Below are 25,820 nucleotides of genomic sequence, written 5' to 3'. Positions count from 1 at the left end.
GGCATCAAAAAATAAACTCAAAAGATCGCAGACTTCCGGCAGCACCTACAGGGGAATCAGCATCAATCCAGAGAGGTCCAAACTGACAGCGCCGTCAGTTAGCAGTCATTCCTGACGGGCTAACAGGTTTATAAAGGAAGGTATAAACCTGACAAAACTCCGACCACTCTGCCCGGCGCCCCACTCGCATGCGAATTCAGAAAAAAACCGCCCTGTTCGCCGCCCTTCTGATCACCCTGGCAGCGCTGGGCGTGTGGTACGCCACCAAACCCGTCACAACCAAAATGGCAGCCCCCACCGCCATTCCCGTGCGAGTGGTCAGCGTTGCCGAAAAAGACGTGCCCCGCTACATCAGCGGTATCGGCTCGGTGCTGTCATTGCACAGCGTGGTCGTACGTCCGCAGATCGACGGCATCCTCACCAAACTGCTGGTCAAAGAAGGCCAACAGGTGAACAAAGGTGACCTGCTGGCCACCCTTGATGACCGTTCAATTCGCGCCAGCCTCGATCAGGCCCGAGCGCAACTGGGCGAGAGCCAGGCGCAACTGCAAGTGGCACAGGTCAATCTCAAGCGCTACAAACTGCTGAGCGTTGATGACGGCGTGTCCAAGCAGACCTACGACCAGCAACAAGCGCTGGTCAACCAACTCAAAGCCACCGCCCAAGGCAATCAGGCATCAATCGACGCCGCTCTGGTGCAGCTTTCCTACACACAGATTCGCTCCCCGGTCACAGGTCGCGTCGGAATTCGCACAGTGGACGAAGGCAACTTCCTGCGTATGACTGACACCCAAGGCTTGTTCACGGTGACCCAGATCGACCCGATCGCCGTGGAGTTTTCCCTGCCGCAGCAAATGCTGCCGACCCTGCAAGGCCTGATCAACGATCCACAGCACACGCAGGTCAAGGCTTACATTGGTGCCGACACCGACGGCGAAACCGGCAACCTGCTGGGCGAAGGCCGCCTGACCCTGATCGACAACCAGATCAACGCCAACACCGGGACCATCCGCGCCAAGGCCGAATTCGCCAACCCCACACAGAAGCTTTGGCCGGGCCTGCTGGTCACGGTAAAGATTCAGACAGCGCTGGATAAAAATGCGCTGGTGGTGCCGCCCACCGTCGTACAACGTGGCCTCGATCAACATTTCGTCTACCGGGTCAACGGCGATAAGGTCGAAGCCGTTCAAGTTCAGATGGTTCATCAAGGCAGCGGTCAGGACATCATCAAAGGCGTGAAACCCGGCGATGTTTTGGTCAGCGACGGTCAGTCGCGACTCAAGCCAGGCTCGACCGTGCAGGTAGTGACCGACCCACCACAAGTGGTGCAATCGGAGCCAAAACCATGAAGGGCCATGGCTCGGTTTCCGCGTGGTGCATAGATCATCCGGTGGCGACGGTCCTGCTGACCTTTGCCTTGGTGCTGCTCGGTGTCATCGCCTTCCCGCAACTGTCGATTGCGCCACTGCCGGAAGCGGAATTCCCGACCATCCAGGTGGCCGCGCAACTGCCTGGCGCCAACCCCGAAACCATGGCCTCGTCGGTGGCCACGCCGCTTGAAGTGCAATTCAGCGCCATCCCCGGCGTGACCCAGATGACCTCGAGCAGCGCCTTGGGCTCGACCATCCTGACCCTGCAATTCACCCTCAATAAAAGCATCGATACCGCTGCGCAGGAAGTCCAGGCCGCGATCAACACCGCCGCCGGCAAACTGCCCAAAGACATGCCGAACCTGCCGAACTGGAGGAAGGTCAACCCGGCCGACAGCCCGGTGCTGATCCTCAGCATCAACTCGCCGCAAATGCCCGGCACCGAAGTCAGTGACCTGGTGGAAACCCTGCTCGCCCGTCAGATTAGCCAGATCGACGGCGTAGGCAATATCAACATTACCGGTCAGCAACGTCCGGCGATCCGCGTGCAGGCCTCGGCGGACAAACTCGCCGCCATTGGCCTGACCCTGGCGGACATTCGCCTGGCGATCCAGCAGACCAGCCTCAACCTGGCCAAGGGTGCGCTGTACGGCGAGTCGAGCATTTCGACCTTGTCCACCAACGACCAATTGTTCCACCCCCAGGAATACGGTCAGCTGATTGTTTCCTACAAGGACGGCGCACCGGTTCATCTCAAGGATGTGGCCAAAGTCGTCAACGGTTCGGAAGACGCCTACATCCAGGCTTGGGCTGATGGTCAGCCGGGGGTGAACCTGGTGATTTTCCGGCAACCGGGGGCCAACATCGTCGAAACCGTCGACCGCATTCAAGCGGCCCTGCCGACGCTGGAGGCCATGCTGCCGGCCTCGGTGCAGGTCAAGGTGTTGATCGACCGCACCCAGACCATCCGCGCCTCGCTGCATGAAGTGGAAGTCACCCTGCTGATCGCGATCCTGCTGGTGGTGGCGGTGATGGCGCTGTTCCTGCGGCAGTTGTCGGCGACCCTGATCGTGGCGTCGGTGCTCGGTGTGTCGCTGATCGCCAGTTTTGCCCTGATGTACATCATGGGCTTCAGCCTGAATAACCTGACGCTGGTGGCGATTGTGGTGTCCGTCGGGTTTGTGGTGGACGATGCGATTGTGGTGGTGGAAAACATTCATCGCCACTTGGAGGCCGGCGACGGCATGCGCGATGCGGCGATTAAGGGTGCCGGCGAGATCGGTTTTACCGTGGTTTCGATCAGCTTCTCGCTGGTGGCGGCGTTCATTCCGCTGCTGTTCATGGGTGGCGTGGTCGGGCGGTTGTTCAAGGAATTCGCCCTGACCGCCACCTCGACCATCATGATTTCCGTGGTGGTGTCCCTGACGCTGGCGCCGACTCTGGCCGCGCTATTCATGCGCGCGCCGGTGCATCACGCCCATGGCAAACCGGGTTTCGGCGAACGCTTGCTGGCGCTGTATGAGAAAGGCCTGCGCCGCGCCCTCGCCCATCAGAAATTGATGATCGGTGTGTTCGGCCTGTCCCTCGGCCTGGCGGTCGCCGGGTACATTTTCATTCCGAAGGGTTTCTTCCCGGTGCAGGACACCGGTTTCGTCCTCGGCACCACCGAAGCGGCGGCGGACATTTCCTACGGCGACATGGTGAAAAAACACCTGGCGATGGCCGAAATCGTCGCCGCCGATCCTGCCGTCGAGACGTTCTCACACTCGGTCGGTGTTTCGGGCAGCAACCAGACCATCGCCAACGGGCGGTTCTGGATTTCGCTGAAAAAACGCGGCGACCGCGATGTGTCCGCCAGCCAGTTCATCGACCGGATTCGCCCACAGCTGATGAAAGTCCCGGGCATCGTGCTGTACCTGCGCGCCGGGCAAGACATCAACCTCAGCTCCGGCCCGAGCCGCGCCCAGTACCAATACGTGCTCAAGAGCAACGACGGTGCACTCCTGAGCACCTGGACCCAGCGCCTGACGGAAAAACTGCGCAGCAACCCGGCGTTTCGCGACATTTCCAACGACCTGCAGTTGGGCGGCAGCATTACCCACATCAGCATCGACCGCAGCGCGGCGGCGCGTTTCGGCTTGACCGCCAGCGATGTCGATGAAGCGCTGTATGACGCCTTCGGCCAGCGGCAAATCAACGAATTCCAGACCCAGACCAACCAGTACAACGTGATTCTGGAACTGGACACCAAACAGCGCGGGAAGGCCGAAAGCCTCAACTATTTCTACCTGCGCTCGCCGCTGAGCGGGGAAATGGTGCCACTGTCGGCCCTGGCGAAATTCGATGCGCCGACCATCGGCCCGTTGTCCATTGCTCACGACGGGATGTTCCCGGCGGCCAACTTGTCATTCAACCTGGCGCCCGGCGTTGCGTTGGGCGATGCGGTGATCATGCTCAATCAGGCCAAGACCGACATCGGCATGCCGACGGCCATCAGCGGTAATTTCCAGGGCGCGGCCCAGGCGTTCCAGAGCTCGCTGGCCAGCCAGCCGTGGCTGATTCTGGCGGCGTTGCTGGCGGTGTACATCATTCTTGGCGTGCTTTACGAGAGTTTCGTGCATCCGCTGACGATCATCTCGACCCTGCCTTCGGCGGGACTCGGGGCGGTGATCATGCTGTGGATCTGCGGCCAGGACTTCTCGATCATGGCGTTGATCGGGCTGGTGCTGCTGATCGGCATCGTCAAGAAAAACGGCATTCTGATGATCGACTTCGCACTGGACGCCCAGCGCAACCGTGGCCTGCCGCCGGAAGAGGCGATCTATGAGGCGTGTATGACGCGGTTCCGGCCGATTATCATGACCACCCTCGCCGCCCTGCTCGGCGCCCTGCCGCTGATGCTCGGCTACGGCACCGGCGCCGAACTGCGCCAGCCGTTGGGCATCGCGGTGGTCGGCGGTTTGCTGGTGAGCCAGGCGCTGACGCTGTTCACTACGCCGGTCATATACTTGTGGCTTGAGCGATTATTCCATCGACCCAAATCAGCACCGCTGCCGTTCCGACAAGCCCCCTCGCCATAAAAAAGCCAGACCACCCGACAGGGTAATTATCGACTACCCGCCGAATGTCTTCTAAGCTTCTCTTAGCAAAAGGCCATCATGTTTTGCTGGCCTTTTTTTATCCGGCATTTATGTAGGCGCTCTGGACGCATCCGGTTTCTGGGACTCTGCCCGATTCTTGTAAAAGAACTTTCATAACGCCTTATTTGCAGAAGTCAGAACCATGAGTGTGAGCAGTACAAAATCTCGCCATTCGAGTCGCTCGATGCGCTCGGAACGGCTTCTGGTTCTCGGCAGTGTGTTGTTGGTGATTGCGATACTGAGCATCGTGACCTTCCTGCTGATCCGTGAACGCGCCAATGCCGAATTGTCCACCGCTCGCGCCGCCAACAATATCGTGCAATTGATCGATGCCGACGTGCTGCGCAATGTCGAACTCTATGATGTGTCCCTGCTGGGTTTGATCGCAGCCTCCCAGCGAGAAGACCTCAAGAGCGTTTCTCCAGCCATTCGCCATCTGGCCTATTTCGACCGCGCCACCGCCGCGCCGTACAAGGGCAACATTTTATTGCTCGACAACAAGGGCGACGTGATCGCCGACTCGGCCTCGGTGGAACCCAGGCAGGGCAACTATGCCGACCGCGAATACTTCCAGTCTCACGTGAACAACCCGGACCCGGGCATGTTCATCAGTCCCCCCTTCAGAGCCAGGTCGCCCGAACAGGATTGGCGTATCAGTTTCAGCCGCCGGGTGAACGGCTCCCAAGGTGAGTTCCTGGGCGTGGCCGAAGCCGCCATGCGGTTGAGTTACTTCGATCAGTTGTTCAACAGTTTGAGCATCGGTCGTGACAGTACGGTCAATCTGATCAGCAAGGACGGGATTCTGCTGGCTCAGCAACCACGCCTGGCCGAAGAACTGATCGGCAGGGACTTCAGTAACCGCCCCAACTTTCAGCGCATCGTCAAGGAAGGTAACGGCAGCTTCACCGGCTTTTCCAGCCGTCACAAGGACAAGCGCTTGTATACCTTCTCCAAGGTCGGGAATCTGCCATTGATTGTCATCGTTGCGCTGTCCAGTGATGAAGTCTTTGCAGCCTGGAAACGTACCGCGATGGTGGTCAGCTTTGCGACCATTGCCTTGTGCGTGAGCCTGCTGTGGCTGACCTGGTTGCTCTGCCGGGAACTGCGTCGGCGTCATGGTGCCGAGCAGGAACTGGCACAACTGGCCGCTACCGACCCTTTGACCGGCCTGGCCAATCGCCGCAGCCTGGATCAGGCCCTGCGCCACGAATGGTTTCGCGCCCAACGTTCCGGCCTGCCATTGTCGGTGCTGATGATTGATGTCGATCACTTCAAGGCATTCAATGATCGCCATGGCCATCAGAGCGGCGACGATGCCTTGCGCAGGGTGGCCAAGGTGATCAGCGACCATGTTCGGCGACCGACGGACCTGGTCGCCCGTTATGGTGGCGAGGAGTTTTCGGTGATCCTGGCTGAAACAGACAGCATCGGCGCGCAACAGATTGCCGATAACATCCGTACGGCGGTGGAGCAGTTGCCGTTGGTGGGGGGCGATGAATCGCCGATTACTGTCAGTATTGGTCTCAGTACCTGGACGACGGCGTCTGATATCGGCTTGGAGCAATTGCTGTTTGTGGCGGACAAGGCGTTGTATCAGGCCAAGGAAAACGGGCGGAATCGGGTGGTTGCCGTGGATTGATCATTTCGATCATAAAAAACTGGATCATAAAAAAAGGCCACCCGAAGGTAGCCTTTAAAAAACTAGAGAGGTTTTTTGCTTACACGGCCGCAACAGGACGCATGTAAGAGATCGGTGCAGTGCTGGCGTCTTCGAAAGTCACGACTTCCCAGGCATCTGTCTGCTCAATCAACTTGCGCAGCAGCTGGTTGTTCAATGCATGTCCGGACTTGAAGCCCTTGAACTCACCAATCAGGCTATTGCCCAGCAGGTAGAGGTCACCAATTGCATCGAGGATCTTGTGCTTCACGAATTCGTCTTCATAGCGAAGGCCGTCTTCGTTCAGTACACCATCCGCGTCGACCACAATAGCGTTTTCAACGCTGCCGCCGAGTGCGAGGTTGTGCTTGCGCAGGTACTCGATGTCACTCATGAAACCAAAGGTACGGGCGCGGCTGACTTCTTTTACGAACGAAGTGCTGGAAAAATCCACGCTTGCACTTTGTGTGCGGTCACGGAAAACCGGGTGATCGAAATCGATCTCGAAGCTCACTTTGAAACCTTCGAAAGGGACGAAAGTGGCGCGCTTGTCGCCGTCTTCCACTGTCACTTCCCGCAGGATCCGGATGAACTTCTTGGCAGCGTCCTGTTCTTCCAGGCCAGCCGATTGAATCAGGAATACGAAGGGTCCAGCGCTACCATCCATGATCGGGACTTCGGACGCGGAGAGCTCGACGTAGGCGTTATCGATGCCCAGGCCAGCCATGGCCGAGAGCAGGTGCTCCACCGTGTCCACTTTGACGTCACCGTTAACAAGCGTGGTCGACATAGTGGTTTCGCCAACGTTTTCCGCACGGGCAGGAATCTGCACCACAGGGTCGAGGTCAGCACGACAAAACACAATGCCGGTGTCGACGGGCGCCGGCTTGAGGGTCAGGTAGACCTTCTCCCCGGAGTGCAGGCCGACACCTGTGGCACGGATAATATTCTTCAGGGTGCGTTGTTTTATCATGGCATGGGCCGCTTCAGCGCAAATTGCGAACTGGTATCAACAAAGGCTGGCGATGATAGCAGACCAGACCTTTGCTGAACACCAATCACCCTAATACCCCTGATACATTTCATCAATCGGCCTGACGACGCAGGAAAGCCGGGATGTCCAGGTAGTCCAGGTCATCTTGCGGGTTCATCTTCGCGGCAGTCGCAGCACCGGCCTGAGCCTGGTTGCGCATGACGGTCGGACGGTCCAGGTCACGGTAGTTCACCGCAGGCTGTTCTTGACGAACAGGGGCTTGTTGTTGTGGCTGGGAAGCCATCGAGGTGTGAACGGTATTGTCGATGACCTTCACAGGCTTCTCGATTTTAGCGCCTAAACCCGTGGCAACAACAGTCACGTGCAGCTCGTCGCGCATGTCAGGATCGATAACGGTACCGACCTTGACCATCGCGTGCTCGGAAGCGAAGGCTTCGATGATGCTACCCACGTCGGAATACTCACCCAGAGACAGGTCAGGACCGGCGGTGATGTTCACCAGGATGCCGCGTGCGCCTTGCAGGTTCACGTCTTCGAGCAACGGGTTGCGAATGGCCGCTTCGGTGGCCTCACGTGCACGGTTCGGACCGCTGGCGCAGCCAGTGCCCATCATCGCCATGCCCATTTCGCTCATCACGGTACGCACGTCGGCAAAGTCGACGTTGATCATGCCCGGACGCTTGATGATGTCGGAGATACCGCGAACGGCACCGGCCAGTACATCGTCGGCCTTGGCGAAAGCCGACAGCAGGCTGGCGTCTTTACCGAGGATGGTCAGCAGCTTCTCGTTGGGAATGGTGATCAACGAGTCGACGCTTTCAGACAGCAGACGAATACCTTCGTCGGCGAGCTGCATGCGCTTGCGGCCTTCGAACGGGAACGGACGGGTCACCACCGCAACGGTGAGGATCCCCATTTCCTTGGCCACTTCGGCAATGATCGGCGCAGCACCGGTACCGGTACCACCGCCCATGCCGGTGGTGATGAACACCATGTTGGTGCCCTGCAGGACTTCGGCAATGCGCTCACGATCTTCGAGAGCGGCCTGACGACCTACTTCAGGGTTGGCGCCGGCACCCAGACCTTTGGTCACGCCGGTACCCAGTTGCAGGATGGTCCGCGCGCTGATGCTCTTCAGCGCCTGGGCATCAGTGTTGGCGCAGATGAACTCAACGCCTTCAATGTTGCTCTTGACCATGTGATTGACAGCGTTGCCGCCGCCACCGCCAACACCGATAACTTTAATTACCGGGCTTGCGGGGATGTTGTCTACGAGTTCGAACATTTTCCCTCTCCTTACGTTCTCTAGTTTTTTTCGCCTACTGCGTTTTGCTGCCTTTACCGCTTGTCGCTTGAAACTTGTCGCTTGAAACTGCTTCGTTAGAAGTTGCCTTGTACCCAGCTCTTGATGCGATCGAGCAAGGCGGCCTTCGGTTCGTCATTGCTGTAGCTGTCGCGGCTGCCAATGCCGGAGAACGAAACCCCGTCGGACTGCTTCTGCAGGCCGTACATCAACAGGCCAACGCCGGTGGAATAGATCGGGTTGCGAACCACATCGTCCAGGCCCTTGACGCCATGGGGCACGCCCAGGCGAACCGGCATGTGGAAGATTTCCTCGGCCAGCTCAGTCGCGCCTTCCATCTTCGAAGTACCGCCGGTCAGCACGATGCCGGCCGGGATCAGGTCTTCGTAGCCGCTGCGACGCAATTCGGCCTGGATCAGGGTGAACAGCTCGTCGTAACGCGGCTCGACCACTTCGGCCAGAGCCTGACGGGACAGCTCGCGCGGCGGACGGTCGCCGACGCTCGGCACCTTGATGGTTTCACCGGCACCGGCCAGTTTGGCCAGGGCGCAGGCGTAGCGAATCTTGATTTCTTCGGCGTACTGGGTCGGGGTGCGCAGCGCCATGGCGATGTCGTTGGTCACCTGATCGCCCGCAATTGGGATCACCGCGGTGTGACGGATCGCACCTTCGGTAAAGATCGCGATATCAGTGGTACCGCCACCGATGTCGACCAGGCACACGCCCAGCTCTTTCTCGTCGTCGGTCAGGACCGAATACGCGGAAGCCAGCTGCTCGAGAATGATGTCGTCGATTTCCAGGCCGCAGCGGCGCACGCATTTTTCAATGTTCTGTGCGGCGTTGACTGCGCAGGTGACCACGTGAACCTTGGCTTCCAGACGCACGCCGGACATGCCCAGCGGCTCGCGAACGCCTTCCTGGTTATCGATCACGTAATCCTGCGGCAGGGTGTGCAGCACACGCTGGTCAGCCGGGATCGCCACGGCCTGGGCAGCGTCGAGAACGCGCTCAAGGTCGGCGGTGCTGACTTCGCGATCACGAATCGCCACGATGCCGTGGGAATTCAGGCTGCGGATGTGATTGCCGGCCACGCCGACGAACGCCGAGTGGATCCGGCAACCGGCCATCAGCTGCGCTTCTTCGATAGCGCGCTGGATCGACTGGACGGTGGACTCGATGTTCACCACTACGCCTTTTTTCAGGCCGCGGGACGGATGAGTACCGATCCCGACGATTTCGAGCGTGCCGTCGTCCGCGACCTCGCCTACCAGCGCCACCACCTTGGAGGTGCCGATATCGAGACCGACGATCATTTTGCCGCTTTGCACGTTTGCCATGGGTCCTGCCTCTTCTTAATTCTTCGCGACAGCGGGTTGGGCTGTCGTGGGCGCTACAGGTTCCCGCCAGCCAACGGCGAGGCCGTTGGCGTAGCGCAGATCGATGCGCGCAATGTTCGTAATCTGCTCTTTGAGCGTCTTGTCATAGATGGCAATGAAGCGGCGCATCCTTTCCACCAGCTTGCCGCGTCCCAGCAGCAGTTCGATCCCCGGGCCCGCGCTGCCGGCGCCGGTGGTCAGGAACCAACTGCCTCGTTCACGCAATTCCAGGCGTGCAATCGAGAAGCCCAATGGCCTGAGCATCTGGCTCAGCACCTGGTATTGCTGCATCACTTGCTGCTGGGCCCGCTGCGGGCCGAACAGCTGTGGCAAGTGTTCGTAGTTCGCCAGCTCGCGCGGGGTGAACGCCTGACCCTGGTTGTTCAACAGCGACTCATCGCCCCACCGGGCTACCGGCAGTTGTTCTTCCAGGCGAATCACTACTTGATCCGGCCATACCCTGCGCACTTCGGCGTGGGCAATCCATGGCATCGTTTCAAGCTCGGTACGCATGCTCTCCAGGTCAATGGTGAAGAAGCTCGACGCCACGTAGGGGGCGATCCGCTGTTGCACCGCTTGCTGGCTGATGTAACTCAAGTCGCCCTGCACCGCGATCTTGGTGATCGGCCGGTCGGCGTACGGCAACAAACGCTGTGCGCCTTCATAAGTGCCGAACCCCAGCGCGACCAGCAGCACGGGCCAGAACAGGCTTTTCAGAAAACCAAAGTTGGCTTTCGGCAGGCGCGCGGACATCGGCTCTTTGGCCACCATTCGGCTGGCACCCCGCGGCACCGGCTTGCGGCCGGGTGCGGAGGGCTGATGTCTAAGCTGTGCGCCTTGCATCGTCTTAACCTCTAGTTTCTTCAACACTGGCGGCCAGAATCGCCAGAACCAGTTGCTGGAAATCCAGGCCGGCGGCACGCGCCGCCATCGGCACCAGGCTGTGATCGGTCATGCCCGGTGCGGTATTGACTTCCAGGAACCAGAACTGCCCATCGGCGTCCTGCATCACGTCTGCCCTGCCCCAACCGGCGATACCCAGCGCTTCACAGGCTTTGGCCGTGAGGTCCATGAGTTCTTTTTCTTTATTGCTGTCCAGGCCACACGGAATCCGGTACTGGGTATCGGAAGCCACGTACTTGGCGTCGTAGTCGTAGAAACTGTGCGTCGTGCCCAGGGCAATCGGTGGCAACACCTGGTCACGCAGGGTGGCGATGGTGAACTCCGGACCTTGAATCCATTGCTCGACCAACACTTGCGAATCGTAGGTACTGGCCGCTTTCCACGCGTCGATCAATTCGGACGCGGAGGTCACTTTGGCCATCCCGATACTGGAACCTTCATGGGCCGGTTTGACGATCAAAGGGAAGCCCAGTTCCGTGGCCGCCGAAATACAATCGGCCTCGCAGCTCAACACGGCATGGCGAGGCGTCGGAATGCCGAGGCTATGCCAGACCTGCTTGGTGCGCAATTTATCCATGGCCAGTGCCGAGGCCAGAATGCCGCTGCCGGTGTACGGAATGCCCAGGCATTCGAGCAGACCCTGCATGCTGCCGTCTTCACCGCCACGACCGTGGAGGATGATGAAGGCGCGATCGATTTTCTCGTTCAGCAGGCGCTGCAGCAGGTCATCGCCCACGTCGAGACCGAAGGCGTCGACACCGGCACTTTGCAGTGCATCGAGCACCGCGTTACCCGACTTCAGAGAGACCTCGCGCTCGGCACTCTTGCCACCGAACAGTACGGCGACGCGGCCGAAGTCTTTCGGCGCGACAGTGGAGACGAGGTTGGCGTAAGCAGCAGTCATTTCAACTTCCCCACGCTCGGCACGGCAACCGCGCCAGCGAACAACGGACTATTCAACAGTTTCGGTGCGAGACCGCCGATATCACCGGCGCCCTGGCACAGCAGAATGTCGCCGGCACGCAGCAGCGGCTTGACGATTGGCGCGAGGTCGATGCCGCGCTCGATGTAGATCGGGTCGAGCTGACCGCGCTGACGAATGCTGTTGCACAGCTTGCGGCTGTCGGCGCCCGGGATCGGCTCTTCGCCAGCCGGGTAGACTTCCATCAGCAGCAGCACATTGGCGTCGGCCAGTACATTGACGAAATCGTCGTACAGATCGCGGGTGCGGCTGTAACGATGCGGCTGGTAGACCATCACCAGACGGCGCTCCGGCCAGCCACCGCGCACGGCTTTGATCACGGCCGCGACTTCGGTCGGGTGGTGACCGTAGTCGTCCACCAGCATCACGTTGCCGCCATCCACCGGTAGTTCGCCGTAGACCTGGAAGCGCCGGCCGACACCCTGGAACCCGGACAGGCCCTGGACGATGGCTTCATCGCTGACGCCTTCGTCGGTGGCGATGCAAATGGTCGCCAGCGCGTTCAGCACGTTGTGGTTGCCCGGCATGTTCACCGAGACATCCAGCGGCTCGCGATCTGGGCGCAGCACGGTAAAGAAGGTTTGCATGCCCTGTTGACGCACATTGATCGCGCGCACGTCGGCGTCTTCGCCGAAACCGTAAGTGACCGTCGGACGTTTCACCTGCGGGAGGATTTCACGCACCACCGGATCGTCCAGGCATACCACCGCCAGACCGTAGAACGGCAGGTTGTGCAGGAACTCGACGAAGGTTTTCTTCAGTTTGTTGAAGTCACCGTCGTAGGTCGCCATGTGGTCGGCGTCGATGTTGGTGACCACGGCCACCAGCGGCTGCAAGTGCAGGAAGCTGGCATCGCTTTCGTCGGCTTCGGCGATCAGGTAACGGCTGGTGCCGAGCTGGGCATTGGTGCCCGCGGCATTCAGACGGCCACCGATGACGAACGTAGGGTCCAGGCCACCGGCGGCGAACACCGAAGCGATCAGGCTGGTGGTGGTGGTTTTGCCATGGGTACCGGCGACGGCGATGCCGTGACGGTAGCGCATCAGCTCAGCCAGCATCTCGGCACGCGGCACGACCGGAATCCGGCGTTCCAGCGCGGTGGCGACTTCCGGGTTGGAAGTGTTCACGGCACTGGAGGTAACCAGCACATCGGCGTTCGCGGCGTTCTCGGCACGGTGGCCGATATAGATGTGGGCACCGAAGGATTCGAGACGCTCGGTCACCGGCGAGGCTTTGAGGTCGGAACCGGACACTTCATAGCCCAGGTTCAGCAACACTTCGGCGATGCCGCACATGCCCACGCCGCCGATACCGACGAAGTGGATGCGACGGATTCGGCGCATTTCCGGATGAGGCATGGCTTTCTTATTCTCAACCATGGACCACCTCCAGGCAGGTATCGACCACGTTACGGGTGGCATCGGGTTTGGCCAGGCGGCGTGCCGCGGTGGCCATGTCGTTGAGTCGTTGCGGTTGCATCAAGACCTCTGTCAGGCGAGCGGCAAGATCCGCTGCGCCAGTCGTTCTTTGCGGCATCAGGAAGGCAGCGCCTTCACGGGCCAAATAATCGGCGTTGCGGGTCTGGTGATCGTCGATCGCGTGGGGCAAAGGCACCAGCATCGAGGGCAGACCGGCAGCCGCCAGTTCACTGATGGTCAGCGCGCCTGCGCGGCACACCACCAGGTCGGCCCAGCCATAGGCTTGGGCCATGTCTTTGATGAAAGGCTGCACTTGCGCCTCGACGCCAGCCGCGCGATAGCGCTCTGCAGTCACTTCATCGTGGTTTTTGCCGGCCTGATGAAACACGTCCGGGCGCAGGTCGGGGGCGACTTGCGACAGGGCTTCAGGCAGCAACTTGTTCAACGGCTCTGCGCCCAGGCTTCCGCCCAGAATCAGCAAACGCGCCTTGCGACCGGCCAGAGCAGGTCGCGGTGTTTCGAGGAACAGCTCGGTGCGCACCGGGTTACCGGTGGTCCGGCGGCTGTTCGACAGGGTAAAGGTGTCAGGGAACGCTTCACAGACCCGGGCGGCCAACGGCACCAGCAACCGATTGGCGGTACCGGCCACCGCGTTCTGCTCATGAACGATCACTGGGACGCCGGCCAACTTGGCTGCAACGCCGCCGGGACCGGTCACAAAACCGCCGAAGCCGACCACGCAGACTGGCTGCAGCTGACGAATGATCGCCCGCGCCTGCCAGATCGACTTGAGCAACATGAACGGCGCCTTGAGCAGGGACAATTTGCCCTTGCCACGCAAACCACTGGCGTGGATCCGATGCAATTGAAGACCGGCCGCCGGCACCAGATCGTTTTCGATCCCGCGGGGCGTGCCGAGCCAGTGCACGGTATAACCGCGGGCCTGGAACTCCCGAGCACAGGCCAATGCCGGGAACACGTGGCCCCCGGTGCCGCCGGCCATGATCAGTACGTTAGCGCCCATGGTTCGGCTCCTCGGCGAAGTCGCTTTCATGGAATTCCATCTCTTCGCTGCCCAGGTGGGTTCGACTCTCCCACTCGATGCGCAGCAACAAGCCAAGACAGGCACAGCAGATCACCAACGAACTGCCGCCATAACTGAGGAATGGCAGGGTCAGACCCTTGGTCGGCAGCAAGCCGACGTTCACCCCGATGTTGATCAGGAACTGACCGATCCACAGGAACGACAAGCCGTACGCGATATAGGCGGCGAAAAACTGTTTGGCCTTCTCTGCCCAATAACCGATGTACATGCCACGAATACAGACAAAGACGAACAGCGCTACCGTGCACAAAGAACCCACGGCACCCAGCTCTTCGGCCAGGACCGAGAACACGAAGTCAGTGTGGGCTTCCGGCAGGTAGAACTGTTTCTGCACGCTGTTGCCCAGGCCAACGCCCAGCCATTCGCCGCGACCGAAAGCGATCAAGGCTTGAGACAACTGATAGCCAGCACCGAACTGGTCGGCCCACGGGTCCGCAAAGTTGGTCAGTCGCGCCATTCGATACGGCTGCATTTGAATCAACAACACCACCGCCCCGACAGCCAGGACAACCATCAAGGAGAAACGGAACAGCCCGACCCCGCCGAGGAATAGCATCGCCGCAGCAGCCCCCATCATCACGACGGTGGCACCGAAATCCGGTTCCATCAGCAACAGCCCCGCCATCGGCAGTAGAACGATGAACGGCTTGAAGAAGCCCATCCAGCTTTCACGCACTTCTTTCTGGCGACGCACCAGATAACCGGCGAGGTAGATCACCACGAACACCTTGGCAATCTCGGAAGGCTGAACGTTGAAGAAACTGAAGCCGATCCAGCGCATCGAACCGTTCACTTCACGGCCGATCCCGGGGATGATCACCATCACCAGCAAGCCGAATGCCCCCAGCAGCATCAACCAGCCCAAGCGTTGCCAGGTGGCAATCGGGATCATCATGGTGACGATGCAGGCACCCAGGCCCAGCACCACATAGATAAGGTGGCGAATCATGTAATACAGAGCACTGCCCGACTGCACCGCCGCCACTTCGGTCGATGCCGATGCAATCATCACCAACCCCAAGCCCAGCAGCGCCAGACAGCCGGCGAGCATCGGAAAGTCGAGGTCGATGCCGCGCCCGGTGATCAGTGGCGATGGATAAGGCTTGATGATATCGCTCAGGTTCATGCCAAGTCCTCCACGGCGCGGACAAACTGGTGACCGCGATCTTCGTAGTTCTTGAACATGTCGAAACTGGCGCAGGCTGGGGACAGCAGCACCGCATCGCCCGGTTCAGCGATGGCGCGGCATTGCGCGACGGCTTCGTCCAGCGAAGTGACGCGAATCTGTGGAACGGCATCGCCGATGGCCTCACCGATCTTGTCGGAGTCACGGCCCATCAAAATGACGGCGCGGCAGTTGGCCGCGACCGGATCACGCAAATCCTTGAACTCGGCACCTTTGCCGTCACCACCGGCGATCAGCACGAGCTTGCCGTCGATGTCTGAACCCAGACCTTCGATGGCAGCCAGTGCGGCACCGACGTTGGTAGCTTTGGAATCGTTGTAGTAGCTCACGCCGTTCAGGTCACGAACCCACTGGCAGCGATGCTCGAGGCCGGCGAAGGTGCGCAGGGCCGAAAGCATGGCGTCGAACGGCAGACCGACAGCGTGGCCTAGCGCCAAGGCCGCCAGGGCGTTGGACTGGTTATGCGCGCCACGAATCTTCAACTCGCGCACCGGCATCAGGTTCTGGAATTCGAAAGCCAGATACTTCTCGCCCTGCTCTTCACGGATACCAAAGGCCTTGAAATCGGGCTTGCTCAAACCGAAGGTCCAGCATGGCTGGCCCTCGCCCATCAACGGGCGGCTAAGGGCATCCTGACGGTTAACCACGAACTGTTTGGCACCACGGAAGATCCGGTGCTTGGCCAGGTGATAGGCCGGCAGACCGCTGTAGCGGTCCATATGGTCTTCGCTGATGTTGAGCACGGTTGCCACTTCGGCGTTGAGTTGATCGGTGGTTTCCAGTTGGAAACTCGACAACTCCATCACGTACAACTCGACATCGTCGCTGAGCAAATCCAGCGCTGGCGTACCGAGGTTGCCACCGACAGCAACACGTTTGCCGGCCGCAGCCGCCATCTCGCCGACCAGGGTGGTGACGGTGCTTTTCGCGTTGGAACCGCTGATGGCGACAATCGGCGCCTTCGCGTTACGCGCGAACAGCTCGATGTCGCCGGACAGTTTCACGCCACGGGCGGCGGCAGCCTGCAGGGCCGGGGTCGCCAGCGCCAGGCCGGGGCTCACATAGAGCTCGTCGGCACGGCACAGGAATTCGACGTCCAGCTCGCCACAACGCACTTCCACGTGCGGATAGTCACGCTTGAGCGTGGCCAGTTCCGGTGGATTTTCCCGCGTATCGGCGACAGCAAACGACACGCCCCGGTTCGCCAGGAAGCGAACCAGGGACATGCCGCTCTTGCCGAGGCCGACAACGATGCGGAAGTGGTCAGAAGCGATCAGAGACACTCGTTCTACCTCAGCTTCAGGGTGGCAAGGCCGACCAGTACCAGAATCACGGTGATGATCCAGAATCGGACGATCACACGCGGCTCGGGCCAGCCCTTGAGTTCAAAATGGTGGTGTATCGGTGCCATGCGGAACACACGGCGACCGGTCAGCTTGAAGGACGCAACCTGGATGACGACCGACAGGGTCTCCATCACGAACACGCCGCCCATGATGAACAGGACGATTTCCTGACGGACGATCACTGCGATGGTGCCCAGGGCCGCGCCCAGCGCCAGTGCGCCGACGTCGCCCATGAACACCTGGGCCGGATAGGTGTTGAACCAGAGAAAACCCAGGCCCGCACCGATCAACGCGCCGCAGAACACGATCAGCTCGCCCGCGCCCGGTACGTAAGGAATCAGCAGGTATTCGGCGAATTTCACGTTACCCGACAGGTAGCAGAAGATCCCCAAGCCGCCGCCGACCATCACGGTGGGCATGATCGCCAAGCCGTCGAGGCCATCGGTCAGGTTGACCGCGTTGCTCGAGCCGACAATCACGAAATAGGTCAGGACGATGAAACCCGCGCCCAGTGGAATGCTGTAGTCCTTGAGCATCGGCAGGATCAGGGTGGTTTCTACCGGCGTCGCCGCAGTCATATAAAGGAAGATCGCCGCGCCCAGGCCGAACACCGACTGCCAGAAATACTTCCAGCGGCTAGGCAAGCCGCGAGAATTTTTCTCGATGACTTTGCGGTAATCGTCGACCCAGCCCACGGCGCCGAACAGCAGGGTCACCAGCAACACGACCCAAACGTAACGGTTGCTCAGGTCAGCCCACAACAAGGTACTGACGCCGATGGACGACAGAATCAGCGCGCCACCCATGGTTGGCGTGCCGGACTTGGACAGGTGCGATTGTGGGCCGTCGTTACGAACGGATTGACCGATCTGACGGTTCTGCAAAGTGCGGATCATCCACGGGCCATAGCACAGCGACAAGACCAGCGCGGTCAGCACACCGAGGATCCCGCGCAGGGTCAGGTACTGAAAGACCGCGAAGCCTTTGTAGAACTGTTGCAGATACTCCGCTAGCAGCAGCAGCATTAATGTTTCTCCAGACGGGTCCCGCACAAAGCGGCGACGATGTTTTCCATCGCGGCGCTGCGCGAGCCCTTGATCAAAATGGTGGTGTTTGTGTCCTGCTCGGCTTCCAGGGCCTTGATCAGCTCAGCCTGTGTGCTGAAGTGAAAAGCCTGCTCGCCGAAAGCGTTTACGGCGTGGGTCATCATCGGCCCGACCGCGTAAAGCGCGGAAACCTTGCCGCGGGCGTACTCGCCCACATCGCGGTGCCCCTGCTCCGCCCAATCGCCCAACTCGCCGATATCTCCGAGCACCAAAACGGTGCGACCGGAAAAGCCGGCGAGTATATCAACGGCGGCGCACATGGAGGTGGGGTTTGCGTTGTACGTGTCATCGATCACGCGCATACCGTTAGTTGCCAGTTGCGCGACGGTGCGGCCCTTGACCGGTTGCACCGCGCCGAGACCGGTGGCGATGCCGAACAGCGACACGCCCAAGGCATGGGCTGCAGCGGCGGCGGCCATCGCATTGGCGACGTTATGGGTGCCGAGCAGGTTCAGCTGAACCCGTTCCACACCTTCAGGGCTGTGCAGGTTGAACGCCGGGCAACCGCGAGCATCGCGATCCAGATCGCTGGCGTAGAAGTCGGCGCTGTTGTTGCTCAAGGCAAACGTCAGCACTTTGCGACCGGCGGCTCGGGTTTTCCAGATTTCAAAAGCCTTGTCGTCGAGATTCAGCACGGCGACGCCATCGGCATCCAGCCCTTCGAGAATCTCGCCCTTGGCTTCAACGATTTTTTCCGGTCCGCCGAACTCGCCGACGTGGGCGGTACCGGCGTTGTTGATGACAGCCACGTGGGGCTTGGTCATGCCAACGGTGTAGGCAATCTCGCCGAGCCGCGAAGCGCCGAGTTCGATCACGGCAGCGGTATGTTCCGGTGCCAGTTCGAGCAGGGTCAGCGGAGCGCCCAGGTCATTGTTCAGGTTGCCACGAGTCGCCAACACCGGACCGTGCGTGCGCAGGATGCTCGCAAGCATTTCCTTGACCGTGGTCTTGCCGCTGGAACCGGTGATGGCCACGACCGGCTGAGTGAATGCCGCACGGTTCATCGCGCCCAATTGGCCGAGCGCCTGGCGGGAGTCCTTGACCAGCAGTTGCGGCAAGACACTATCGGCCACTTCGCGCTCGACCAGAGCACCCACGGCGCCTTTGGCGGCAACGTCGTTGAGGTAGTCATGGCCATCAAAGCGCGGGCCGGCCAGAGCAATAAACAGTTGGCCGGGCTTGATCGCGCGGCTGTCGATGCTGACGCCGTCGAAGCTGGCGTCGCTGGCAATCAGTCGGCCATTCAATGCGCCGGTCAGTTCGCTCAGTTTCAAGGCTTTAAGCATGGGCCACCTCCCACGCGGTCAGGGCGTGATCGGCCTCGACCAGATCGGAGAAAGCATGGCGCTCGCCGTTGATTTCCTGATAGTCCTCATGACCTTTACCGGCCAGGACAATCACGTCATCCGCCGAAGCGCTGGCGATCAATTGGGCAATCGCCTGGCCACGGCCGGCGACGAAGGTCACTTTATCCACAGCGCTGAAACCGGCGCGGATGTCGTCGAAAATCACGGTTGGGTCTTCGGTACGCGGATTGTCATCGGTGACCAGTACGCCATCGGCCAGACGCTCGACCACTTCCGCCATCAGCGGACGCTTGCCGCGATCACGATCGCCGCCGCAACCGAACAGGCACAGCAACCGGCCTTTGGCGTGAGGACGCAGGGCCATCAAGACTTTTTCCAGCGCATCCGGTGTGTGGGCGTAATCGACCACCACCAATGGCTGAGTACCGCCGCCCAGACGCTGCATGCGACCGGCCGGGCCTTCGAGTTTCGGCAGTACTTTGAGGATTTCGTCCAGCGCGTAGTCCAGTCCGAGCAAGGCGCCAACCGCGGCCAACACATTGCTCAGGTTGAAACGACCAAGCAAGGTGCTGCGCAAATGCTGCTCGCCTTGCGGCGTGACCAGCGTGGCGCGCACGCCTTCGTCGTCGAACTGCGCTTCGCGGCAATACAGATAGGCGCTGGAATCTTCCAGGCTGTAAGTGATCAGTCGCGACTCGCCTTTATCGGCAGCCAGTTGCCGGCCGAAATCGTCGTCGAGGTTGACCACCCGGCACTTCAGATCATTCCAGGCGAACAACTTGGCCTTGGTTTCGCCATAGACCTGCATGGTGCCGTGGTAATCCAGATGATCGCGCGACAAGTTGGTCATTACCGCCACATTGAACGCCAACGCAGTCACGCGGCCCTGATCCAGACCGTGGGAAGAAACTTCCATGGCCACAGCTTTGGCGCCGGCCTTTTTCAGGTCGGCGAGGGTCGCTTGCACCGCAATCGGGTTCGGCGTGGTGTGCAGACCGCTTTCCAGTGCGCCGTAGAAACCGGAGCCCAGAGTGCCGACGATGCCGCAGTGTTGACCGAGCAGGTCGAGCGCTTGGGCGACCAATTGGGTCACGCTGGTTTTACCGTTGGTGCCGGTCACGCCAATCAGATTGAGGTGGCGGCTCGGTTCTCCATAAAAACGCCCGGCAATGTCCGACAGCTGCGCCGCCAGGCCTTTGACCGGAATCAGCGGTACGTCGGTAATCGGCAGCACGGTCGCGCCTTCGACTTCATAAGCCACGGCAGCGGCGCCACGTTGCAAGGCGTCGGCGATGTGCGCCCGCCCGTCGAACTTGCCACCAGGAACCGCGAGAAACAGATCGCCTGCTCGTACGTTGCGGCTGTCCAGCGCCAATTCGCGGATCAACAGATCGCGGCCGGCGTGGGCGAAAATCTTGTTCAGGCTCAGCGACATCAGCCGCGCCCTCCATTAGCTTTCAGCGGAACGACCGGTGCGGCGTTCGCTTGTTGAGTGGCTGGCAGATTGTCCGGGGTGATGTTCATCAGGCGCAGGGTCCCGGACATCACTTTGCTGAACACCGGCGCCGAGACCAGACCACCGAAGTAACCGGCCTTGGTCGGTTCATCGATCACCACCACGATTGCGTAACGCGGATCGTTCATCGGGCCGAAACCGGCGAACAGCGAGCGGTAGGAGTTCTCGGCGTAGCCTTTGGTTCCGACCGACGTTTTACGTGCTGTACCCGACTTGCCGCCCACGTGATACGCCGGCACCTGCGCGCGGAATACACCGCGCGGGGCTTCGATCACTTGTTGCAGCATGGTTTGCATGGTTTTCGCGACGGCTTCCGGCAATACCTGTGTGGTTTGCGGCGCCTTGTCGGTTTTGATCAGGGTCAGCGGCGCGAGACGGCCATTGTTGGCCAGGGCCGAGAAGGCGTGGACCAACTGGATCGCGGTCACGGAAATACCGTAGCCGTAGGACAGCGTGGCAGTTTCAGCCTTGCGCCATTCGCGGTAGTTCGGCAGGTTGCCGACGCGCTCACCCGGGAAACCCAAGCCGGTGTCCTGGCCGAGGCCGACTTTCTGCGCCAGGCGGAAAATCGTTTCGCCGCCGATATCGAACGCGACCTTACTCATGCCGACGTTACTGGAATTGATCAGGATACCGGTCAGGTCGAGTACCGGGCCTTCGCTCTTGGATACGTCCTTGATGGTGTACTTACCAATCTGCAAAGTGCCTGGATAAACCTCGACGGTATCGGTCGGCTTCCAGCGCCCGGTTTCAATCGCGGCGCTCATGGAAATCGCTTTCATGGTCGAACCCGGCTCGAACACGTCGATCATCGCGCGGTTGCGCATCATCGCCGGTTGCAGGTTGCGACGGTTGTTCGGGTTGTAGGTTGGCTGGTTGACCATGGCGAGGATTTCGCCGGTCTTCACGTCCATGATCACCAGGCTGCCAGCCTTGGCGCCATTCTCGATGATCGCGTTGCGCAGTTCACGGTTGGCCAGGTATTGCAGGCGCAGGTCAATGGACAACGCCAAGGGCTTGCCGGCCTTGGCGTTTTTGGTGACCTGGACATCCTTGATCAACCGGCCGCGCCGGTCCTTGATCACTTGTCGCTTGCCGGGAACACCGGCCAGCCATTCGTCGTAGGCCAGCTCGACGCCTTCGCGTCCGTGGTCATCGATGTCGGTAAAGCCGACCATATGGGCGGTGACTTCACCGGCCGGGTAAAAACGCCGGAACTCTTCGATGCCATAAACACCCGGCACTTTCAGATCGAGCACAGCCTGGCCCTGCTCGGGGGTCAGCCCGCGCACCAGATAAATGAATTCTTTGTTGGCCTGGGCTTCGAGACGTTCGGCCAGGGCTTTCGGGTCCTGCCCCAAGGCAGCCGCCAATGCCGGCCACTTCTCTTTGGCCGTTTGCATTTCCTTGGCGTTGCCCCACAGGGTGGTGACCGGAGTACTCACGGCCAACGGCTCGCCGTTACGGTCGGTGATCAGACCACGGTGAGCCGGAATTGGGATATGACGAACGCTGCGCGCATCGCCCTGACCTTTAAGGAAGGCACGGTCGACCACTTGCAAATCGATGATGCGCCAGGCAATCGCCGCCACCATGATGCCGAGCAACCCGACCACCAGTCGGAACCGCCATGGAAAGAGCGCGCCTTCAAGTTTCATCATGGCGCCACCATCTGCACTTCAGCGGCGCCGGGAATGCGCATCTTCAGTTGCTCGGTGGCCAGGACTTCGATACGGCTGTGGGCGGTCCAGGTGCTCTGCTCGAGAATCAACCGGCCCCATTCGGCCTGCGCCTTGTCGCGCACGCTCAATTCGTTGTACAGCGAATTCAACAGCTGACGGTTCCAGTGCGCGCTATAGGACACGCCGATGGCCGACACGAGCACACCGACAAACAGCAGCAGCATGAAAAAGCTTCCGCCGGGAAGTGGCTTGGCGAAAAGCTTGCTCACCGCAGCTTCTCCGCCACGCGCATGACGGCGCTACGGGAACGTGGGTTGGCTTTGAGTTCGGCGTCGGAGGCCGTCTGCGCTTTGCCATGAATTTTGATTATCGGTTCGAAAGCGACGTGACGGACCGGCAGGTTGCGCGGCAGGTTGTCGGCTTCGCCTTTCACCAGTTTGCGCATGAACAATTTGACGATGCGGTCTTCCAGCGAGTGGAAGCTGATGACGACCAGACGGCCGCCTACTTCCAGGCATTCCAGCGCGGCTTGGAGGCCGGCTTCCAGATCGCCCAGTTCGTTGTTGACGTGAATACGCAGACCCTGGAATGCACGGGTGGCCGGGTTCTTGCCTTTTTCCCACGCAGGGTTGGCGACTTTCAGCACTTCAGCCAGATCGCCAGTGCGCTCGAACGGCTTGATGTCGCGACGCTCGGCCACGGCACGCGCCATGCGACCGGAGAAACGTTCTTCGCCATATTCCTTGAACACCCGGGCGATTTCTTCCACCGGCGCAGTGTTGACGAACTCGGCGGCGCTGATCCCGCGAGACGGGTCCATGCGCATGTCCAACGGACCGTCGTTGAGGAAACTGAAACCGCGCTCAGGGTCGTCGAGCTGCGGCGAAGACACGCCGAGGTCGAGCAGGACGCCGCTGACCTTGCCGGCCAGACCGCGTTCGGCGACTTCCGATCCGAGCTCGGCAAAGCTGCGCTGTACAACGACAAAGCGGCCGTCTTCGGCCGCTAGCGTTTGCCCGGTGGCAATCGCTTGAGGATCCTTGTCGAATCCGAGCAACCGGCCATCAGGCCCAAGCTGGCTGAGGATCAACCGACTATGTCCGCCACGTCCGAACGTACCGTCCAGATAGCAGCCATCAGGACGTACGGCGAGAGCCTCGACGGCTTCGTCAAGCAGTACGGTGATGTGGTTAAAGCCGCTATCAATAGTCACAGGATTAAATCACGCAGTTCATCAGGCATAGCGCCCGGTTGTTGAATAGCAGCCAGGTCAGCGGCAGAAACCGCATTCCAGGCATCCTCGTCCCACAATTGGAACTTGTTCAGTTGGCCTACCAACATTGCGCGCTTATCCAACTTGGCATATTCGCGAAGACGCGGCGGAACCAGAAAACGACCACTGCCATCGAGCTCGAGGTCGACGGCATTACCAATCAGTAAACGTTGCAGGCGGCGGTTCTCTTCGCGAAGCGAAGGCAGTGCGCGCAGTTTGGTTTCGATAATTTCCCACTCATCGAGGGGATAAACACACAAACACGGATCAACGGCATCGATGGTGACGATTAACTGACCGGAACTACGCGAAACCAGCTCGTCACGGTACCGGCTCGGCATTGCGAGACGGCCCTTTGCATCGAGACTGATAGCGTTAGCTCCGCGAAACACGTCAGCGTTTCTCCAAATATTAGCGTTTTGCGTTCAAAAAACCCACTTCATGCCACTTTCCGCCACTTGCGCACACTATAGGAATGCGCCCACCACACCGTCAAGGCGCGGATTAAAGGAAAAGCCTTACAGAACGGAGATTTAGGAGCGCAAAAGGAGGGTAAACGAGAATCTGACGGATGAATTCGCTCAATAACTTGAATCAGCACAGAAGGCTGCGTTCAGAAGTTAAAGTAGTTTGTTAAGAGTAAGATTTTTTCGGTATTACAAAAGCGCTTCTGCTATTGATTCAGCAGGGAGGGAAATTGTCATTACGCACATCCCTGCCAAAGATTCAGCAGAGAGGAAAAAAGGTGGAGAGTCGATCTGTAAGCCGGGTTCTGTCTTGAACAGTCATTCGTCTACGATGGCCATCACTGGACATCTTTAGCAACCTACCCGGTCCCAGCGCGGGCCACGCCTTGGGACCCTATTTGGTCTTGCTCCAAGTGGGGTTTACCTAGCCACGAACTGTTGCCAGACGTGCGGTGCGCTCTTACCGCACCTTTTCACCCTTACCGGCGCCGAAGCGCTTAGGCGGTTATTTTCTGTGGCACTTTCCGTAGGCTCACGCCTCCCAGGCATTACCTGGCACTTCGCCCTATGGAGCCCGGACTTTCCTCCCCCCCCTAATTTTCATAGAGGGCAGCGACTGTCCGATCGACTCTCCGCCGCGAAGATTAACGGCAGAGCGGCCGAAGAACAAGCGCTAAAAGCCTCTGGCCGGCGCTGCACGTCGGTTTACTCGCCCTTCTGTTTATCCAGCGCGACCTGATAGAGCACATTCTTGCGCTCACCGGTAATTTGCGCCGCCAATGCCGCCGCACGCTTGAGCGGCATCTCTTCGAGTAACAGGTTGAGAATACGCATCGCCTCACTGCTGACAGCGTCTTCAGTCTCAGGGGCAGTCCAGCCCGCCACCAGCACCACACACTCGCCACGCTGCTGATTGCTGTCTGATTCGACAAACTCGCGCAACTCGGCCAACGGCAAGCCTTTGAGGGTTTCGAAAGTCTTGGTCAGCTCCCGCGCCAGCAATGCCGGGCGCTCGGCGCCGAATACCAGCTCCATGTCTTGCAGGCATTCAAGGATGCGGTGCGGTGCTTCATAGAAAATCAGTGTGCGCGGCTCTTCTTTTACCAGTTCCAGACGAGCACGTCGGCCGACAGCCTTGGCCGGCAAAAAACCTTCGAAGATGAAACGGTCGGACGGCAGCCCCGCCGCCGACAACGCCGCAATCAATGCACATGCACCCGGAACCGGCACCACATTGATTCCCGCGGCACGAGCCTGACGCACCAGGTGATAACCCGGATCGGAAATCAGCGGCGTCCCGGCGTCGGAGATCAACGCCACATCGTCGCCCGCCAGCAGACGCGTGATAAAGCGGTTACCCTCCTCCCGCTCGTTGTGTTCATGGCAGGCAGCCAGCGGCGTCGGAATGCCGAAATGCTGCATCAATCGCTGGGAATGGCGAGTGTCTTCGGCAGCGATCAAAGCGACCTCGCGCAGGATCTTCAGCGCACGCGCACTGATGTCGTCCAGGTTGCCGATGGGCGTCGCCACCACATAAAGCGAGCCAGCAGCGGAATTCAAAGCACCTGGAGCAGTCAAAGCGCACACCTCATGATCGGTAAAAGGCGACATTGTAGCGCGTAGCGGCGCTTGCGATACGTCTCACCCTCTCCGGGTTTGCCAGCCTTTTGTGCAGTGCTGCAACATTTA

Annotated in this window: 20 protein-coding genes and 1 other RNA gene; 3 read left to right on the top strand and 18 right to left on the bottom strand. The window is 60.0% G+C overall.

Translation table 11 applies throughout. The features are described from left to right. Positions 1-188 precede the first annotated feature (188 nt). The 3 genes from CKW20_RS00890 to CKW20_RS00880 all read left to right on the top strand — a co-directional run bounded on the left by CKW20_RS00890 (position 189) and on the right by CKW20_RS00880 (position 6,149). Complete coding sequence (locus tag CKW20_RS00890; protein WP_095051264.1) at positions 189-1,349, top strand: efflux RND transporter periplasmic adaptor subunit; 1,161 nt, start codon at positions 189-191, stop codon at positions 1,347-1,349. Beyond that, entirely contained in the window at positions 1,346-4,450 is a 3,105-nt protein-coding gene (locus CKW20_RS00885; RefSeq protein WP_095051263.1) for a multidrug efflux RND transporter permease subunit, read from the top strand. The genes CKW20_RS00890 and CKW20_RS00885 overlap by 4 nt, the downstream gene beginning before the upstream one ends. Positions 4,451-4,652: 202 nt before the next feature. Continuing rightward, positions 4,653-6,149, top strand: a complete 1,497-nt coding sequence (locus CKW20_RS00880) for a sensor domain-containing diguanylate cyclase (RefSeq protein WP_095051262.1) — start codon at positions 4,653-4,655, stop codon at positions 6,147-6,149. Positions 6,150-6,228: 79 nt separating this feature from the next. Here CKW20_RS00880 and lpxC read toward each other — a convergent pair whose 3' ends face one another. The 18 genes from lpxC to rsmI all read right to left on the bottom strand — a co-directional run bounded on the left by lpxC (position 6,229) and on the right by rsmI (position 25,742). Beyond that, entirely contained in the window at positions 6,229-7,140 is a 912-nt protein-coding gene (lpxC, locus tag CKW20_RS00875; RefSeq protein ID WP_007939852.1) for a UDP-3-O-acyl-N-acetylglucosamine deacetylase, read from the bottom strand. Positions 7,141-7,252: 112 nt separating this feature from the next. Next, positions 7,253-8,446, bottom strand: coding sequence for a cell division protein FtsZ (gene ftsZ / locus CKW20_RS00870; protein WP_095051261.1), 1,194 nt, complete (start codon positions 8,444-8,446; stop codon positions 7,253-7,255). Between the two features lie 95 nt (positions 8,447-8,541). Next, positions 8,542-9,801, bottom strand: coding sequence for a cell division protein FtsA (gene ftsA / locus CKW20_RS00865; RefSeq protein ID WP_095051260.1), 1,260 nt, complete (start codon positions 9,799-9,801; stop codon positions 8,542-8,544). Between the two features lie 15 nt (positions 9,802-9,816). Beyond that, positions 9,817-10,683 carry a cell division protein FtsQ/DivIB gene (locus tag CKW20_RS00860; protein ID WP_095051259.1) on the bottom strand — a complete coding sequence of 289 codons (867 nt, stop codon included), beginning with the start codon at positions 10,681-10,683 and terminating at the stop codon, positions 9,817-9,819. Positions 10,684-10,687: 4 nt separating this feature from the next. Beyond that, positions 10,688-11,647: a D-alanine--D-alanine ligase gene (locus CKW20_RS00855; protein ID WP_095051258.1), complete on the bottom strand. Its 960-nt coding sequence runs from the start codon at positions 11,645-11,647 to the stop codon at positions 10,688-10,690. Beyond that, entirely contained in the window at positions 11,644-13,104 is a 1,461-nt protein-coding gene (gene murC / locus CKW20_RS00850) for a UDP-N-acetylmuramate--L-alanine ligase (RefSeq protein WP_095051257.1), read from the bottom strand. The genes CKW20_RS00855 and murC overlap by 4 nt, the downstream gene beginning before the upstream one ends. After that, a complete protein-coding gene (gene murG, locus CKW20_RS00845; RefSeq protein WP_095051256.1) occupies positions 13,097-14,167 on the bottom strand; it encodes an undecaprenyldiphospho-muramoylpentapeptide beta-N-acetylglucosaminyltransferase in 1,071 nt (356 codons plus the stop codon). Before murG ends, murC begins: the two co-directional genes overlap by 8 nt. After that, positions 14,157-15,374: a putative lipid II flippase FtsW gene (ftsW, locus tag CKW20_RS00840; protein ID WP_095051255.1), complete on the bottom strand. Its 1,218-nt coding sequence runs from the start codon at positions 15,372-15,374 to the stop codon at positions 14,157-14,159. Before ftsW ends, murG begins: the two co-directional genes overlap by 11 nt. Next, on the bottom strand, positions 15,371-16,717 hold the full coding sequence (gene murD, locus CKW20_RS00835) for a UDP-N-acetylmuramoyl-L-alanine--D-glutamate ligase (protein WP_095051254.1): 1,347 nt from the start codon (positions 16,715-16,717) through the stop codon (positions 15,371-15,373). Before murD ends, ftsW begins: the two co-directional genes overlap by 4 nt. A 5-nt stretch (positions 16,718-16,722) precedes the next feature. Next, entirely contained in the window at positions 16,723-17,805 is a 1,083-nt protein-coding gene (mraY, locus tag CKW20_RS00830) for a phospho-N-acetylmuramoyl-pentapeptide-transferase (RefSeq protein ID WP_095051253.1), read from the bottom strand. Beyond that, complete coding sequence (gene murF / locus CKW20_RS00825) at positions 17,805-19,172, bottom strand: UDP-N-acetylmuramoyl-tripeptide--D-alanyl-D-alanine ligase (protein WP_095051252.1); 1,368 nt, start codon at positions 19,170-19,172, stop codon at positions 17,805-17,807. The genes mraY and murF overlap by 1 nt, the downstream gene beginning before the upstream one ends. Beyond that, positions 19,165-20,628: a UDP-N-acetylmuramoyl-L-alanyl-D-glutamate--2,6-diaminopimelate ligase gene (locus CKW20_RS00820; RefSeq protein WP_095051251.1), complete on the bottom strand. Its 1,464-nt coding sequence runs from the start codon at positions 20,626-20,628 to the stop codon at positions 19,165-19,167. Before CKW20_RS00820 ends, murF begins: the two co-directional genes overlap by 8 nt. Further along, positions 20,628-22,367, bottom strand: coding sequence for a penicillin-binding protein 2 (locus CKW20_RS00815; RefSeq protein ID WP_176466863.1), 1,740 nt, complete (start codon positions 22,365-22,367; stop codon positions 20,628-20,630). Before CKW20_RS00815 ends, CKW20_RS00820 begins: the two co-directional genes overlap by 1 nt. Then, positions 22,367-22,660: a cell division protein FtsL gene (gene ftsL, locus CKW20_RS00810; RefSeq protein WP_030129814.1), complete on the bottom strand. Its 294-nt coding sequence runs from the start codon at positions 22,658-22,660 to the stop codon at positions 22,367-22,369. The genes CKW20_RS00815 and ftsL overlap by 1 nt, the downstream gene beginning before the upstream one ends. Next, on the bottom strand, positions 22,657-23,604 hold the full coding sequence (rsmH, locus tag CKW20_RS00805; protein ID WP_371857383.1) for a 16S rRNA (cytosine(1402)-N(4))-methyltransferase RsmH: 948 nt from the start codon (positions 23,602-23,604) through the stop codon (positions 22,657-22,659). The genes ftsL and rsmH overlap by 4 nt, the downstream gene beginning before the upstream one ends. Beyond that, complete coding sequence (gene mraZ / locus CKW20_RS00800; protein ID WP_003205355.1) at positions 23,601-24,056, bottom strand: division/cell wall cluster transcriptional repressor MraZ; 456 nt, start codon at positions 24,054-24,056, stop codon at positions 23,601-23,603. The genes rsmH and mraZ overlap by 4 nt, the downstream gene beginning before the upstream one ends. A gap of 353 nt (positions 24,057-24,409) precedes the next feature. After that, positions 24,410-24,763, bottom strand: an RNA gene (gene rnpB, locus CKW20_RS00795) — RNase P RNA component class A. A gap of 73 nt (positions 24,764-24,836) precedes the next feature. Continuing rightward, positions 24,837-25,742 carry a 16S rRNA (cytidine(1402)-2'-O)-methyltransferase gene (gene rsmI, locus CKW20_RS00790; protein ID WP_162130595.1) on the bottom strand — a complete coding sequence of 302 codons (906 nt, stop codon included), beginning with the start codon at positions 25,740-25,742 and terminating at the stop codon, positions 24,837-24,839. Positions 25,743-25,820: the final 78 nt, after the last annotated feature.

Source organism: Pseudomonas sp. Irchel s3b2 (assembly GCF_900187445.1).
GTDB lineage: Bacteria > Pseudomonadota > Gammaproteobacteria > Pseudomonadales > Pseudomonadaceae > Aquipseudomonas.
Note: the sequence above shows the minus strand (reverse complement) of the source record. Positions and strands in the feature narration are given on the sequence as shown.